The sequence below is a fragment of the Enterobacter sp. E1 genome (assembly GCF_016809815.1).
In the GTDB taxonomy this organism is placed as follows: domain Bacteria; phylum Pseudomonadota; class Gammaproteobacteria; order Enterobacterales; family Enterobacteriaceae; genus Enterobacter; species Enterobacter adelaidei.
The window spans coordinates 195558-211324 of sequence record NZ_JAFBJM010000001.1 but is presented as its reverse complement, the minus strand read 5'-3'; the positions used below and the strand labels follow the sequence as shown (position 1 = coordinate 211324).

The 15767-nt window shown below is 56.9% G+C and carries 15 protein-coding genes; 6 read left to right on the top strand and 9 right to left on the bottom strand.

Annotation, left to right across the window (positions count from 1 at the left end):
• Positions 1-13: 13 nt before the first annotated feature.
• Positions 14-1870 (bottom strand): signal peptide peptidase SppA, encoded by a 1857-nt coding sequence (sppA, locus tag JGF26_RS01065; RefSeq protein ID WP_134707559.1) that lies wholly within the window; start codon positions 1868-1870, stop codon positions 14-16.
• A 167-nt stretch (positions 1871-2037) separates the two neighbouring features.
• On the opposite strand from sppA, the gene JGF26_RS01060 reads away from it, so the two are divergent.
• From JGF26_RS01060 to JGF26_RS01050, 3 genes are all read left to right on the top strand, one after another.
• Positions 2038-2589, top strand: coding sequence for an NAD(P)H nitroreductase (locus JGF26_RS01060; RefSeq protein ID WP_134707560.1), 552 nt, complete (start codon positions 2038-2040; stop codon positions 2587-2589).
• A 116-nt stretch (positions 2590-2705) separates the two neighbouring features.
• On the top strand, positions 2706-3749 hold the full coding sequence (selD, locus tag JGF26_RS01055) for a selenide, water dikinase SelD (RefSeq protein ID WP_028017188.1): 1044 nt from the start codon (positions 2706-2708) through the stop codon (positions 3747-3749).
• A gap of 4 nt (positions 3750-3753) precedes the next feature.
• Positions 3754-5661, top strand: a complete 1908-nt coding sequence (locus JGF26_RS01050; protein ID WP_128348731.1) for a DNA topoisomerase III — start codon at positions 3754-3756, stop codon at positions 5659-5661.
• A 43-nt stretch (positions 5662-5704) separates the two neighbouring features.
• Here JGF26_RS01050 and gdhA read toward each other — a convergent pair whose 3' ends face one another.
• Positions 5705-7048, bottom strand: a complete 1344-nt coding sequence (gene gdhA / locus JGF26_RS01045) for an NADP-specific glutamate dehydrogenase (RefSeq protein ID WP_134707561.1) — start codon at positions 7046-7048, stop codon at positions 5705-5707.
• 228 nt (positions 7049-7276) lie between these two features.
• Between gdhA and JGF26_RS01040 the strand changes: the two genes are divergently transcribed.
• Positions 7277-7549, top strand: a complete 273-nt coding sequence (locus tag JGF26_RS01040; RefSeq protein WP_028017191.1) for a YnjH family protein — start codon at positions 7277-7279, stop codon at positions 7547-7549.
• On the opposite strand, the gene JGF26_RS01035 is transcribed toward JGF26_RS01040, so the two are convergent.
• Positions 7509-7925, bottom strand: coding sequence for a pyrimidine (deoxy)nucleoside triphosphate diphosphatase (locus JGF26_RS01035; RefSeq protein ID WP_108090172.1), 417 nt, complete (start codon positions 7923-7925; stop codon positions 7509-7511). The genes JGF26_RS01040 and JGF26_RS01035 overlap by 41 nt on opposite strands.
• Before the next feature lie 75 nt (positions 7926-8000).
• Here JGF26_RS01035 and JGF26_RS01030 point away from each other — a divergent pair, with 75 nt between their 5' ends.
• Together JGF26_RS01030 and JGF26_RS01025 are read left to right on the top strand one after the other, a co-directional pair.
• Positions 8001-8570 (top strand): carboxymuconolactone decarboxylase family protein, encoded by a 570-nt coding sequence (locus JGF26_RS01030; protein ID WP_108090171.1) that lies wholly within the window; start codon positions 8001-8003, stop codon positions 8568-8570.
• Positions 8563-9180 carry a CDP-alcohol phosphatidyltransferase family protein gene (locus JGF26_RS01025; protein WP_028017194.1) on the top strand — a complete coding sequence of 206 codons (618 nt, stop codon included), beginning with the start codon at positions 8563-8565 and terminating at the stop codon, positions 9178-9180. Before JGF26_RS01030 ends, JGF26_RS01025 begins: the two co-directional genes overlap by 8 nt.
• On the opposite strand, the gene JGF26_RS01020 is transcribed toward JGF26_RS01025, so the two are convergent.
• From JGF26_RS01020 to xthA, 6 genes are all read right to left on the bottom strand, one after another.
• A complete protein-coding gene (locus JGF26_RS01020; protein ID WP_129324500.1) occupies positions 9177-10484 on the bottom strand; it encodes a sulfurtransferase in 1308 nt (435 codons plus the stop codon). The two genes, JGF26_RS01025 and JGF26_RS01020, sit on opposite strands and share 4 nt — an antisense overlap.
• Positions 10485-10557: 73 nt before the next feature.
• On the bottom strand, positions 10558-11178 hold the full coding sequence (locus JGF26_RS01015; protein WP_134707562.1) for an ATP-binding cassette domain-containing protein: 621 nt from the start codon (positions 11176-11178) through the stop codon (positions 10558-10560).
• Positions 11178-12707 (bottom strand): thiamine ABC transporter permease, encoded by a 1530-nt coding sequence (locus JGF26_RS01010; protein ID WP_134707563.1) that lies wholly within the window; start codon positions 12705-12707, stop codon positions 11178-11180. Before JGF26_RS01010 ends, JGF26_RS01015 begins: the two co-directional genes overlap by 1 nt.
• Positions 12680-13849 (bottom strand): ABC transporter substrate-binding protein, encoded by a 1170-nt coding sequence (locus tag JGF26_RS01005; protein ID WP_032666812.1) that lies wholly within the window; start codon positions 13847-13849, stop codon positions 12680-12682. Before JGF26_RS01005 ends, JGF26_RS01010 begins: the two co-directional genes overlap by 28 nt.
• A gap of 6 nt (positions 13850-13855) precedes the next feature.
• On the bottom strand, positions 13856-14539 hold the full coding sequence (locus JGF26_RS01000) for a TVP38/TMEM64 family protein (protein ID WP_028017199.1): 684 nt from the start codon (positions 14537-14539) through the stop codon (positions 13856-13858).
• A 6-nt stretch (positions 14540-14545) separates the two neighbouring features.
• Positions 14546-15352 carry an exodeoxyribonuclease III gene (gene xthA, locus JGF26_RS00995; RefSeq protein WP_032666813.1) on the bottom strand — a complete coding sequence of 269 codons (807 nt, stop codon included), beginning with the start codon at positions 15350-15352 and terminating at the stop codon, positions 14546-14548.
• Positions 15353-15767: the final 415 nt, after the last annotated feature.

The window sequence follows — 15767 nt, the reverse complement described above, 5'->3', positions numbered from 1 at the left end:
GAGGGGACGGTTTTTAACGGACGTTCGCGCAGGTCAGGCAAAACGCGTAACGACTCTGTGGATCGTTAAAGGCCGCGAGCTTATCGCTCTCTGCTTTCATCGCTTTGGCGGCAGTCACCACTGGCGCAGGCAGGTACGCCTGCAATGCCTCAGGCAACATGGCGCGAACCGAGCCGGACATACTGTTCATCACCAGATCAAAGAACGACGGTTCATCCTGGTAATACTCAACATGCCACTGCTTGAGCTTCGCCAGCTCAGCGGCTTTCTTCACCGCGTCATCGAAGTCGCCCAGGCTGTCGACCAGGCCGTTGCTCTTCGCATCCTGACCGGTCCAGACGTGACCCTGTGCAATCTGGTCTATCTGGTCCGGCGTCTTTTTACGGGAATCTGCCACCAGAGTGATAAAGCGTTTGTAGCCATTCTCAATACTGAGCTGCATCATCTCAGAAACTTCCGGCGGCAGGGATTTGGTCACCGACACATCCGCCAGCGGAGAGGTGGCAACGCCATCGGTGTGCACACCCAGCGAATCCAGACTGTTTTCCACGGTGTTGATCACCCCGAAGATGCCAATCGAGCCGGTCAGCGTGCTTGGGTTGGCCACGATGTAGTTGGCTGGCGTTGAGATCCAGTAACCACCAGAGGCGGCCATTCCACCCATTGATACGACGACCGGCTTGCCAGCGGCACGCACTGCTGCCAGTTCGGCGCGGATCACCTCTGAAGCACTGACGCTGCCCCCAGGGCTGTTCACCCGCAGGACGATCGCTTTCACTTTCGGATCCAGGCGAGCATCGCGGATTTGTGACGCGGTAGTATCACCGCCCACGTTACCCGGGGTCTCCTGACCGTCCATGATGGCGCCGTTGGCAAACACCACGGCGACGCTGTCACCGCTGTCATCCGGCTTTTTCGTTGAGTAATCATACATGCTGATGGCGCTGTAATTTTTATCCTCTTTGCTCCAGCCAAACTGCTTGCTCAGGGATTTTTCAATCTCGGCACTCGTGCCCAGAGCATCAACCAGTTTGTTATCAAGCGCATATTTCGCGGTATCACCGTCAACCTTACGCAGGCCATCCAGCACGCCCTGCGCGCCAGGGAACACCTGCTCCGGCGTAATCTGGCGGTTCGCGGCAACGGTGCCCAGATAGTTCTGCCACAGCTCGCCAATCCAGCGGCTGTCGGCTTCACGGGCGGCAGGGGACATATCATCGCGAATAAATGGCTCAACGGCAGATTTATAGGTACCGACGCGGAAGACGTGGGTGGTGACTTTCAGCTTGTCGAGAAGGGATTTGTAGTATAGACCATTGGTGGCAAAGCCGTGCAGATCCACCGTGCCCTGCGGGGAGAGCCAGATTTTATTAGCAAAGCTCGCCAGGTAATACTGCCCCTGGCTGTAGCTGTCCCCTACGGCAATCACCGGCTTGCCGCTGTCGCGGAATTCGCGCAGGGCTTTACCGATGTACTGCATGGATGGCTGATCGCCTCCGGCAAAATCTTTCAGATCCAGCACGATCCCCGTGATGTTACGGTCGTCTTTCGCCTGACGAATGGTATCGACAATATCAAACAGGGAGTTTTCCTGCAGGCGGTCTGAGGTTGCGCCAAACAGCTGGCGACCAATCACGCTCAGGCGACTGCTTGTGGACGGCTTATCAACAATCACGCCGGTGATATCGAGTAATAGCGCGCCGCGCGTTGAATGCTGAGACTGATTTGCACTGCTGATGTGCATCCAGATGCCCGCGCAAACCAGAACCAGGAAGATGAAGAAGATATTCATCACCAGGTTGCGGACGAAGTTGAGCAGTCTCCACGTCCATTTAAAGAAACCGGCAAAGATTCGCCAAAGGGTTCGCATGTATTCTCCCTAACCAGAAAATGACTGTTTCCGTCGCCACTGGACGGTAATGTTGGGTTATCGTAATGACCCAACCGCCACTTGTCAGCAGGAATCGCCTGCCAGGCTGTAACAAAATCTGCCGTCGTGTTAATTTTGTGAGTAAATTTCAAGAAAGGAGTTAACCAATGGACGCACTCGAACTGCTTGTTAACCGCCGTAGCGCTTCCCGTCTGGCCGAACCTGCCCCGGCAGACGAGCAGCTGAGGAACATTCTGCGTGCCGGCATGCGTGCCCCGGATCATGGCACGCTGCAGCCGTGGCACTTCTTTGTGATTGAAGGCGAAGGCCGCGATCGTTTCAGCCAGCTGCTGGAGCAGGGCGCGATTGCCGCCGGACAGGATGAGAAAGGTATCGACAAGGCGCGCAGTGCCCCGTTCCGCGCACCGATGATCATCGCCGTCGTGGCAAAATGCCAGCCAGACCATAAAGTGCCGGTCTGGGAACAGGAAATGTCCGCAGGCTGTGCGGTGATGGCGATGCAAATGGCTGCCGTCGCGCAAGGGTTTAACGGTATCTGGCGCACCGGTGCATTAACCGAAAGCCCGGTGGTTCGTGACGGTTTTGATTGCGGTGAGCATGACAAAATTGTCGGTTTCCTCTACCTCGGCACTCCACAGCTTAAAGCCTCCAGCACCATCAGCGTGCCGGACACCACGCCTTTCGTCAGCCGTTTCTGATAACGCACGCTAAACTGTCTGGATTCTGAGCATCTGCCGCAGAATTCAGACAGTCATACTTACCTCTTTATGGAATGAGCGCTACCATAGCGCGATTGAGATGACAGGAGACGTCCATGAGCGAGCAAACCATTCGTTTAACGCAGTACAGCCACGGAGCCGGTTGCGGTTGTAAAATTTCCCCGAAAGTGCTGGAGACCATCCTGCACAGTGAACAGGCGAAGTTTGTCGACCCGAACCTGCTTGTCGGCAATGAAACGCGCGACGATGCTGCAGTTTATGACTTAGGTAACGGCACCAGCATTATCAGTACCACCGACTTCTTTATGCCGATTGTCGACAATCCGTTCGATTTTGGGCGCATTGCGGCCACCAACGCCATCAGCGATATTTTCGCCATGGGCGGTAAGCCGATTATGGCGATTGCCATTCTGGGCTGGCCGATCAACACCATCCCGCCGGAAGTTGCCCGCGAGGTGATCGAGGGTGGGCGTTTTGCCTGCCAGCAGGCGGGGATTGCGCTGGCCGGCGGTCACTCGATTGATGCGCCTGAGCCTATTTTTGGCCTCGCCGTCACTGGCGTGGTTCCTACTGAACGCGTGAAGCGCAACAGCACTGCGCAGGCAGGCTGCAAACTGTTCCTTACCAAGCCGCTGGGCATTGGCGTACTCACTACCGCTGAGAAAAAATCCCTGCTCAAACCGGAGCACAAAGGGCTGGCAACGGAAGTCATGTGCCAGATGAACCTCGCCGGTGCGGCTTTCGCCAATATTGACGGCGTGAAGGCGATGACCGACGTGACCGGCTTTGGTCTGTTGGGACATCTTTCCGAGGTCTGTCAGGGTGCGGGCGTGCAGGCGCAGGTTTGGTATCAGGATGTGCCGAAGCTGCCTGGCGTGGAAGAGTATATTGCTCAGGGCGCGGTCCCGGGCGGTACCCAGCGCAACTTCGCCAGCTATGGTCATTTGATGGGCGAGATGCCTGAAGAATGGCGTAACCTGCTGTGCGATCCGCAAACCTCTGGCGGCCTGCTGCTGGCGGTCACACCGGAATCCGAAGCAGAGGTACAGGCCACTGCTGCCGAGTTTGGTATTACCCTGACGGCGATCGGTGAGCTGGTGACCGCGCGCGGTGGCCGACCGATGATCGAGATCCGTTAATTCGATGCGGTTGTTTATTGCCGAAAAGCCGAGTCTGGCGCGAGCCATCGCCGATGTGCTACCTAAACCGCATCGCAAAGGCGATGGCTTTATCGAATGTGGCAACGGGCAGGTGGTCACCTGGTGTATTGGTCACCTGCTTGAGCAGGCGCAGCCGGATGTCTACGACAGCCGCTATGCCCGCTGGAATCTGAACGATCTGCCCATTGTGCCAGAGAAATGGCGCCTGCAACCCCGGCCTTCGGTCACCAAACAGCTCAACGTGATCAAGCGCTTCCTGCATGAGGCCACTGAAATCGTCCACGCGGGTGACCCGGACAGAGAAGGGCAACTGTTGGTCGATGAAGTGCTGGACTATCTGGAACTGGCACCGGAAAAGCGTCAGCAGGTGCAGCGTTGCCTGATTAACGACCTCAACCCGCAGGCCGTTGAACGAGCGATCTCCCGTCTGCGCGCCAACAGCGAGTTTATCCCACTGTGCGTCTCCGCGCTGGCCCGCGCCCGTGCGGACTGGCTGTACGGGATTAACATGACCCGTGCGTATACCATTCTTGGGCGTAACGCGGGTTATCAGGGCGTGCTCTCTGTGGGCCGTGTGCAAACGCCGGTGTTGGGGCTTGTTGTGCGTCGCGACGAGGAGATTGAGAACTTTGTCGCCAAAGATTTCTTTGAAGTGAAAGCGCATATCGTCACGCCTAAAGACGAACGCTTTACCGCTGTCTGGCAGCCGAGCGATGCCTGTGAATCGTATCAGGACGAAGAGGGGCGACTGCTGCACCGTCCGCTCGCGGATCATGTGGTTAACCGCATTACAGGTCAGCCGGCTATCGTTACCAGCTATAACGATAAACGGGAATCAGAACCGGCACCGTTGCCGTTCTCGCTATCAGCCCTGCAGATTGAGGCCGCGAAGCGCTTTGGTCTCAGCGCACAGAACGTATTGGACATCTGCCAGAAGCTCTACGAAACCCACAAGCTGATCACTTATCCGCGTTCAGATAGCCGTTATCTGCCGGAAGAGCACTTTGCCGGACGTCATTCGGTGATGAACGCCATTAGCGTCCACGCGCCGGATCTGCTGCCGCAACCGGCGGTGAACCCGGATACCCATAACCGCTGCTGGGACGATAAAAAGGTGGATGCTCACCATGCGATTATCCCGACGGCGCGCGCCAGCAACGTCAATCTGACCGATAACGAAGCGAAGGTTTATAACCTGATTGCCCGTCAGTACCTGATGCAGTTCTGCCCGGACGCGGTGTTCCGCAAGTGCGTTATTGAGCTGGAGATTGCCAAAGGCAAGTTTGTCGCCAAAGCGCGTTTCCTTGCAGAAGCAGGCTGGCGTACGCTGCTGGGGAACAAAGAGCGTGATGAAGAGAACGACGGCACGCCGCTGCCTGTCGTCGCCAAAGATGACGAACTGCTGTGTGAGAAGGGCGAAGTGGTTGAACGTCAAACCCAGCCCCCACGCCATTTCACGGATGCGACGCTGCTTTCAGCCATGACGGGGATAGCCCGTTTTGTGCAGGATAAAGATCTGAAGAAGATCCTGCGCGCAACCGACGGATTGGGTACCGAAGCAACGCGTGCAGGTATTATAGAACTGCTGTTTAAGCGCGGTTTTCTGGAGAAAAAAGGGCGTTACATCCATTCAACGGAGCCCGGACGCGCACTGATTCATTCGCTGCCTGAGCTGGCGGCAAGGCCAGACATGACGGCGCACTGGGAGTCCGTGCTGACGCAAATCAGCGAAAAGCAGTGCCGCTATCAGGACTTTATGCAGCCGCTGGTGGGGACGCTTTATCAGCTGATCGATCAGGCGCGCAGCACGCCGGTGAAGCGGTTCCGAGGGATGGTTGCGCCAGGTGCTGGCGCGAAGAAACCCTTTAAAAAGAAGAAGAGTGCGGCATGAGTTTATAGGCCGGGTAAGGCGTAGCCGCCACCCGGCGAAAAACTTAAATCACACCCTGCCCAATCATTGCATCCGCCACCTTAACGAATCCGGCAATATTCGCGCCGCGCACGTAGTTGGTTTGCGATGCCTCACCGCCGTACTCCACACACGCATGGTGAATATCCAGCATGATATGGTGCAGACGCGCATCCACTTTCTCTGCTTTCCAGCCGAGACGTGCGGCGTTTTGCGCCATCTCAAGGCCTGATGTCGCCACGCCGCCCGCGTTCGCCGCTTTACCCGGTGCAAACAGAACGCCTGCTTCCAGGAACAGATCGGTCGCTTCGATGGTGGTCGGCATATTCGCGCCTTCAGCCACTGCTTTCACGCCATTGCTAATCAATGTTCGGGCAGCTTCCACGTCCAGCTCATTCTGTGTCGCACACGGCAGGGCGATATCCACCGGCACGCCCCACGGCTGCTTGCCTTCCAGCCAGGTCAGGCCAAATTCCCGGGCATAGTCCGCCACGCGCCCGTCGCGGCTGGCTTTGATCTCACACAGGCGCGCCAGCTTCTCAGCCGTAAAGCCCGCTTCATCCACCACCGTACCGCCGGAGTCAGAGGCGGTCACCACGCGAGCGCCAAACTGCATTGCTTTCTCAATCGCGTACTGCGCCACGTTGCCGGAGCCCGATACCGCGACGCGCATGCCTTCGAAGCCTAAGCCGTGACGCTTGAGCATGGCTTCAGTGAAGTAAACCAGGCCGTACCCGGTCGCTTCCGGGCGGATCAGGCTCCCGCCAAACGACAGACCTTTGCCGGTAAAGACGCAGGCGCTGTTGTTGGAGAGTTTTTTCATCATTCCGGCCATAAAGCCCACTTCACGGCCACCCACGCCGATATCCCCCGCCGGGACGTCGGTGTCCGGACCAAGATGGCGATAGAGTTCGGTCATCAGCGCCTGACAGAAGCGCATCACTTCGCCTTCGCTTTTGCCTTTCGGGTCGAAATCACTTCCGCCTTTACCTCCGCCCATTGGCAGGGTGGTTAGGGCATTTTTAAACGTCTGCTCAAAGCCAAGGAATTTCAGGATCGACAGGTTCACCGAAGGATGGAAGCGCATCCCACCTTTGAACGGGCCGATGGCGGAGTTGAACTGCACGCGCCACGCGCGGTTGACCTGGACCTGATTGCGGTCATCCACCCAGGTCACGCGGAACTGGATCACGCGCTCTGGCTCTACGAGGCGCTCAAGCAGAGACATCTGACGATAACGCGGGTTTTCTTCAAGGAAGGGCCACAGAGTGGTCATCACTTCACGTACGGCCTGCGCAAACTCACTCTGATGCGGGTCGCGCTGTTGAACATGGGCAAGGAAACTTTCCAGAGAACGTGTCTGATCCATAGATATAAGAACCCCTTATGGTGTTTTATGATTATTGCTTATGCGATTTGTGTTGTTTTTTTGACTATACCACCCGCACCGCTTTGTCAGGCAAGCAGAAATTCATGCGGAAAGGGAAATTAATCATACGCAGCGCGTCATAACAAAAAGCGATGACGAGATAAATTAAAGGTTCTGCTTCGGTTAACCGTTATAGTTGTTAACAGAACACAACAGGAAGGCAAGTCTATGAACCGTTACGTGATGACCGCGTTATGTTTGATGTTTACCGCAGGCGCTCAGGCTGACCGTATTCGCCCGGATGTTCAGGTGAATGTGCCGCCGGAGGTCTTTAGCTCCAGCGGGCAAAGTGCCCAGCCCTGTAATCAGTGCTGCATCTATCAGGATCAGAACTATTCGGAAGGGGCTGTGGTGAAGGCGGATGGCGTCCTGTTGCAGTGCCAGCGCGATGAGCGCACGATCAGCACGAACCCGCTGGTCTGGCGTCGCGTAAAACAATAAAGGCTTCCAGCAGGGGAATATCCGCGGGGGCCAGGGCGTAGTCGAACGCCTCTTCAGGCGTACACCACACCAGCGCACTGTGGTAGTGCGCCGTCAGATCACCGCTAAACGCGGGAACGTGCCAGGCATGAAGGTTGATTAACCGCTGCGAAACTTCCCGCTGATGGCTTGCCACATACTGCCCCGGCTGGGCCTGAATACCGAGCTCCTCCCACAACTCACGGACAAGCGCCTCGGGTTGTGTCTCTCCGGCTTCAACTTTTCCACCAGCGAATTCCCACATACCGGGTTGGTCAGCATGGGCCGGGCGCTGCGCGAGTAAAATTTTATGGTCTTTTTCGATGATTGCCGCAACGACATCGACTGTTTTAAGCATGGTCGTCAATACTTGAAAGCGAAAACCACCATATTATCTTGCCCTTTGTCAGAGTCCAGTCATCAGGAGAATCAGGTGAAAGAAACCTCCACCTGGGTAGTGCCCATCTCAACCCTTCCGGCGAGTTTAAAACCGATTGCCGCCATGCAGAAAAAACACTTCGGTGTCGTGCTTAACCCCACGCGATGGTGGGGGCGTATGCCGCGTCTTTTCTGGCTGGTGGCGCTGTTTGTCGGTTTCCTCGAACGGCGTCATGCACGCCTGACGCCCGTGCTGCGCTCGCTGCTGATGACGCGGGTGTCGCAGATATGCCACTGTGCTTTTTGTATTGATGCCAACAGTCTGCGCCTTGCCGAACGCGTGGGCGCGCTGGATAAAGTCCAGGCCGTCAGCCACTGGCGTGACTCCGCGCTTTTCAATGAGCAGGAGCGCGCGGCGCTGGCCTACGCTGAGGCCGTTACCGCCACGCCGCCGCAGGTGGATGAGGCGCTCAAACGCGACCTCAAACGTCTTTTCACCGATGAGACGATTACCGAAATGACGGCACTGGTTGCGTTTCAAAATCTCTCCGCCCGCTTCAACGCCGCTCTCGATATCCCGGCGCAGGGACTGTGCGACACGCTAAAAGGAAAGCCGCATGCTTGATCGACATATCCATCCACGGGTAAAGCCCGCCCTTAACCGGCTGGCGGCCTGGCTGGATAAACCCGGTATTACGCCCGACGGATTAACCGTGGCCGGGTTTACCGTGGGCGTGCTGGCGCTACCGTTTCTGGCCCTCGGTTGGTATCTTGCCGCGCTTGTCGCCATCGTATTTAACCGCCTGCTGGATGGTCTGGACGGCGCGCTGGCACGGAGGAGAGGGCTGACGGATTCTGGAGGCTTTCTCGATATCGCTCTCGATTTTCTGTTCTATGCCCTGGTGCCGTTTGGCTTTGCACTGGCAGCTCCCGAAGAGAATGCGCTGGCCGCCGCCTGGCTGCTGTTCGCCTTTATCGGCACCGGCAGCAGCTTTCTGGCCTTCGCCGCGCTGGCGGCGAAACACGATATCGACAACCCGGGCTACGCGCACAAATCGTTTTATTACATCGGTGGTTTAACAGAAGGGACAGAGACCATTGCGCTGTTTGTACTGTGCTGCCTGTTTCCGGCGCACTTTACGCTTTTCGCGTGGGTATTCGGCGCGTTGTGCTGGCTGACCACCACAACGCGCATCTGGAGCGGTTATGTGACGTTGAAGTCACTCAATTCTTAGAGGGAACTCTCGGGCCCGCGCTCGCCGGTTGAGACCGGGTTTTGCGGGTGGCTGCTCCATTCGTACCAGCCGCCGTCATAGACGGCGACGTTCTTCCAGCCCATCGCCCGGGCGTACATAAAGGTCTCAGAGGCTCGCCAGCCGGTACCGCAGTAAAATGCGACATGCTGTTCCGGCAGGATATTCCAGCTTTTCCACATGCTGGCGATGTCGTCGGCGCTACGCATGGTGCCATCCGGGTTATGGAAATCCTCCATGTGAGTGGCGTCGCTTCCGCCATGACCCCAGCGGGCACCGGCAATTTCACCTTTCGGTTTGATGTAGCTATAGCCGCTGGTTTCGCCAATAAACTCCGGCCACGAGCGAATGCTGACCAGCGAGGCATCCTTGCGATGTAACATCCCGCGCGCCTGCTCCATATCCACCATCAGCTGCGGCTGACCGGGGATCGGCGCACCAAAATCAGCGGCAGGTTTCACCTCTGCAGGCATACCGCGTTCGACGGGCAGACCCGCATCTGACCACGCTTTCCAGCCACCATCGAGAATACGGACATCCTTCACACCTGCATACAGCATAATCTGCGCCACGCGCGCGGCAGCATACACATCACGGCCATACAAAATGACCGTGGTGTCATGACGGATACCGTGCTTTGCCAGCATCGCTTTCAGCTTGTCGTCAGAGACTTTATTCCACAGCGGCTCGCTTTCCACTTCGTTGGTGTCGATGTAGCCCGCACCGGGAATGTGATTCAGCAGATAAAATTTCGGCGCACCCCAGGCAGCTTCGATCACTTTCCAGTTCCCCGCCGGAGCGGCAGTGACGGGGTTACCCTGCTGGAGCTGGTGGATCCACTGCGGGTAGACGAGTTGCTCGAAGTGAGGCAGGCGCTGTAGACGAGCAGGCGTTTGCAGGGCATCGCTGAGAAGCGAAACATGAGTGTATCCGGCTTTCTCCAGACGGGCTTTCACGGCCTGGTTTGTTTTATCGCCGCCGTAGAGTGCGAGGGAGGTTGCGGGCGTAAGGTGATGCTGTTTTGCCCAGATAGCAATCTGCTCGTCGCTCATTGCGTCAAGCCAGGAGGCTGAAAGATTGAGCGCGGCAGGTTCATGGCCGGAGGTGCCGCTTAGCGACTGTGGCCAGCCGTTATAAAAGGCGCTGGCACGGGTGTCGATCACCGCACCGTGCTGTTCCTGAAGTTGAGACAGCGTCATTGTGTCAGGCATTTCAGCCGCCAGAGAGGAAAGGGAAGCGAGGCTGCAAAACAGAGCCAGCGCGGTCAGTTGAGAAACACGTTTCATCGTATAACCTGACGTCAGTAAAAGAGGGGGGCATTGTCGTCTCTCCCGAAATGTAAAACATTGCGTTAGCACATTATTGCCAGCGAGAAATCGCAATCACTTCACCGCTGGGTGGAATGTCTTCCTCATCATGCGTGACCAGAATAACCGGTATGCCGCGTGCCCGGACAACGTCAAACACCCATGTCCGAAACGTCGCGCGTAGCGTTTTGTCGAGGCGCCCGAACGGTTCATCGAGCAGTAACGCCTGTGGCTCAGCGAGCAGGGCCCGCAACAGACTGACCCTGGCACGCTCCCCGCCGGAGAGAGTCGCCGGATCGCTGGCGTAGTGGTTTTTAAGCCCGGCGGAACTCAGTGCCTGCTCGACCGCATCCCGCCGTGCGCGTCCGACAATCCGCTCGGGTAATGCCAGCAACAAATTTTGACCAACAGTGAAGTGGTCAAACAGCAGGGCATCCTGAAAGAGAATACCCAGCCCGCGGGATTCTACAGGAAGCCTGTCGCAGCGGCGCTCGTCTAACCATAACTCGCCCTGTGCCTGGAAATCGTCGGACAGCGCGCCCACCATCCAGGCAAAAAGGGTCGATTTCCCACTACCAGATGGTCCCATCATGGTGACAATCTCTCCGCGAGGCACACAGAAATTGACCTCGCGGAAAAGCGGTTCGATGGTGAGATCTTTTACCTTCAGCATTAACGTAATCCCTGACGATAGCGGCCCGCGAGCCGTGATAGCAGTGCGGCAAGGCCGAACACCATGCCCGTGACCAGCAATAACCCCAGCGCCCGGTTAGCCAGAACCGGGATACTGCCCCCGCTGCTGAGTGCGACGGTCTCCGTGGTGAGCGTGGTGAAACGGCCCGCGCCCAGCCAGAGCGTTGGCATATATTGCGCCATGCTGACGGAAAAACCGGTGGCAAAAGCCAGCAGAGCCGGGCGCACCAGCAGTGGACATTTCAGCAGGCAGAAGATTTTTACCCGTCGCCAGCCGAGCGTTCTGGCGGTAAGGATAAGCCGGGGATCGATCCTGTGCCAGGCGGGTTGCAGCACCAGCAGCATCCACGGTAACACCCACAGCAGATGGCTCCAGAGCACGGCGACATACTGCCCGTCGATACCCAGTCGCAACGCAATAAAATATTGCCCGGTGACGAGCGGTAGCGCCGGAAGGGCGAGGGGTAACCACACCCACAACGTACCTCGCTGCGGCCCCCATTCAAGCCAGAGAAAAATGAGGACCAGGGCAATCAGGCTGGAAAGCAGGCCGAAGGAAAGGCTGGTACCCAGGGAGCCCATCTCGTCCCGCTGTGCCAGCATCAGCAGTACTGCTACGCAAAGTACGCCGCACGCGGGTAACAGCCTGCTTATCGACCGCTCGGGCAGTGGGACAGGAGACGTGCGACGCGTCCCCGGCAGATCCGAAAGCGTGCGACGCCATGCCTTCCAGGCACCGTAACCCAGCGCGGCAAGTGCAGCCAACAGCAGGAGGATGAGCAGGCATAGCAGCATCCCTTTTGTTTGTTGCTGTGCGTCGCCCTGGCTGAGCCACTGCCAGGCCAGCACGGCCAGCGTGGGAGGGTTGCCTGGCCCAAGAACGATTGCCACATCCACGACCGAAATTGACCATGCAAGAACGGCCAGCATCACCGCCCCGAGGACTGGGGCGATAGCCGGAAGGAGCAGCCAGTTGAGTATCTGAAAACGTCCATAACCGAAGGTTTGCAGTACAACTTTTTGCTGTGCAAGACGTTTTTCCGGCAGTACGGCGTAAATAGCCCACAGCACAAACGCACTCTCTTTGACGGAGAGCGTCAGGCCCAGCCCTGCACCGTATCGGTCCAGCACAGGTGTACAGACGGTACAGACCTGGTAAAAAAGACCACCTTCCGCGAATAGCAGTAGAGCGCTAGTGGCGAACGCCACGTGGGGAATGGCTAACAGCCACGGCAGGCGCGTGTTGAGACGCCGCCAGCGTTTGCCGGGCCAGAGAAGCGCCAGCAGGGAAAGGGCGATTAGCAAGGAACCCGGCGTCGCAATGAGCGTTGAGACCAGCGTGGCGACGGTCGCCTGAGGCAGTTGCGGGTCGTTAAGCAGCGACTGCCAGTGAGTCACCGAAAATGCCGGGGCGAGCAGCATCGCACCAGCGGGCAGGATCGGCAGATAGATGGCCGCCATTGCCAGCCAGACAAGCCAACTCAACGGGTGCCGTAACGACGCAGCCATTCCTGCTCCAGCGCGTTAACCCAGGCCGATTGCGGCTCAGCCAGTATCTTCGGTAGCCCTTCAGGCGTGTGGGCTTGCAACTGTTTCGCTTCACCTTCGGGGAGTAATTTTACATCCAGTACGCTCGGGTCTCCCCAGATAGCCGGGTCAGCCTTGCGAATTTGCGCCTGCGGTGAAAGCAGGAAATTGGCGACCACTTTCGCACCTGCGCTCGCGCTGGCATTAGCCGGAATGGCGACAAAATGGACGTTACCGATCATCCCGGTGTGAAAACCAAAGCTGTAGCTGTCGGCTGGCAGTTCACCACTGGCGACTTTTTGTTGCGCATGTGCCGGGTTAAAGGTCAGCGACAGGTTCAGACTGCCGCTGGCAAGCAGGGCATCCATACGTGCTGGCGAAGGGGGAAAGTCTTTGCCTTCGCGCCACAGGAGTGGGTGGAGTTTGTCGAGGTAATCCCAAAGCGGGGCTGTTACCTGGGCAAAGGTGTTATCGGGTGCCTTTTGCAGCGCATCCGGCTGTGTGGTAAGTGTCAGGAGCAACTGCTCAAGAAACGCCGTCCCGGTAAAATCGGGCGGGCGAGGATAGCTGACTTTACCCGGATACTGCCGCGCGTAAGCCAGCAACGCCTGCGGATCCTCCGGCGGCGTCGGCATGCTCTTTGTGCGTGAGATAAAGGTCAGCTGCGCGCCGCCCCACGGCGATTCCGCCCCGTCAGTGGGAACAGCAAAATCTTCCGTTACGGGTTTGCGGGGATCGACATAGCGCCAGTTTGGTAGCAACTCTGCCCATCCGGTTTGCAGCAGGTTAGCCTCTTTTAATGTGCGGAAATTTTCGCCATTAACCCACAGCAGGTCGACTGATCCGTTGGTCTTACGTCCAGCGCTGGCTTCCGTCTGAATACGTTTTACCGCATCGGCGGCATCTGCCAGTGGGACAATTTTGAGGGTAATGGCGTAGTGCGTTTTCATCTCACCGCTTACCCACTCAAGGTAGCGGTTTAACGCCGGATCGCCGCCCCAGGCGTTAAACCAGACCGTCTGGCCTTTGGCTTGTTGTTGGATGGATTGCCAGCTGTCTGCGGCATACAAAGGGGTTGCCAGCAGCAGGCTGGTCAGAAACGTGCAAAAACGCACACGGCGCATAATGCCTCACTTTTTAGACGAAGGGGTATAACGGGTAAATAGCCGGCGTGTGACCAGCGGTAATAACCCCAGTAGTGTAAAGGCGAATACCATACCCGGCGACAAAATATCGCGCAGCGTTGACACTTTTCCCAGCTCGCGCCCGGCGTTCAGAAAGACAACCGTGGCGGGCAGCATGGCGAGCTGGCTGACCCACCAGTAACGACGTAGCCCAATGCGGGTAAGACCCATCAGCAAATTCACCAGAAAAAACGGGAACAGCGGCATCAGACGCAGAGCAAAAAGGTAGCCCGCGCCGTCATGCGCCATGCCGGCGTTTACCGTTTTCATCTGCTGAGCAAACCGCCGCTGGACCCAGTCGCGCAGCAGATAACGGCTGGCGAGCATCGCCAGCGTGGCACCAAGCGTTGAGGCAAACGAGACCAGTATGGTGCCTTCCCACAGAGGAAACAGCGCACCACCCAGCAGGGTCAGTATCGCCGCGCCGGGTATCGACAGGGCGGAAACCACCACATAGAGCGCAAAAAAGATCAGCGCACTTTGTAGCGGCGCGTGTTCAACATGAGAGAGTAACGCCTGCTGGTGAGTTTTAATTCCATCCAGGGAAAGTGTGCCCGGAGGAAGCGCGATAAATGTCAGAATAAATGCGCCCAGAAGGGCGCACAGGAAGAGTCTTTTTCGAATGTTCACACGTGGTTACAGCTTGAATTTTGCCCAGACCGGCGCGTGATCGGACGGTTTTTCCATGCTGCGGATATCGTAGTCGATACCGGTTTCAATGCAGCGCTCTGCCAGCGGCGAGCTGGCCAGCAGCAGATCGATACGCAGGCCACGGTTGTCATCAAAGCCTTTTGAGCGGTAGTCAAACCAGGAGAAGCGGTCCTGTGTTTCCGGGTTGGCACTGCGGAACGTATCCACCAGACCCCAGTCAAGCAGACGCGCCATCCACTCACGCTCTTCCGGCAGGAAGGAGCATTTGCCGGTACGCAGCCAGCGCTTGCGGTTGTCTTCGCCAATACCGATATCGAGATCCGTCGGGCTGATATTCATATCGCCCATGATCAGCACCGGATTCTCTTTTTTCAGTTCGGTGGTCAGGTAGTCCTGCAGATCCTGGTAGAACTTTGCTTTGGCCGGGAATTTTGTCTCGTGGTCACGGCTCTCACCCTGCGGGAAGTAACCGTTAATGACCGTGATATTCCCGAGTGCAGAAGGCACTTCCGCCATGATAATGCGACGCTGTGCTTCTTCACCATCGCCAGGGAAGCCGCGGCGGACGGATACCGGTGGCGCTTTAGTGAGCAGCGCAACGCCATAGTGGCCTTTCTGTCCGTGATAGAAGACGTTGTAGCCGAGTTTCGCCACCTCTTCGAGGGGGAACATGTCGTCGTGAACTTTTGTCTCCTGCAGGCCGATCACATCTGGCTGATGTTGCTCAACGATAGCTTCAAGCTGATGAGGACGGGCACGCAGGCCGTTGATATTAAAAGAGACAAATTTCATAGTCGCTGCCAGTGCAAGGTGAATAGTGCATGGATGGTAGCAGAATTTGCGTCAACTGTTACGGGGATTGACCAATAACTGCGACAGATAATGCCAGTGGTGCAATATTTGCACCATTCTGACGCGTCTCGCCCTCAAACAGGGCATAAATGACAGATAAATTTCGCGAGCGATCACAATTCCAGAATTATATTTGGCCTCTGCATACTCTTTCTTATTTTCATGCGGCAAAGCGCCGCTTGTCGTAAAAATATTCACTTTTTATGCACTAATAGTGAATAACTCCATATTGTAACTTATTGATATTCTGTTGGCTCAACCCGTTTATGCATTTTTATCGCTGGCTGGCACGAAGGCTGCAATCTACATTCACAGTGCAAACACTCAATTATTTAACATTCAAATAACTTTTTAT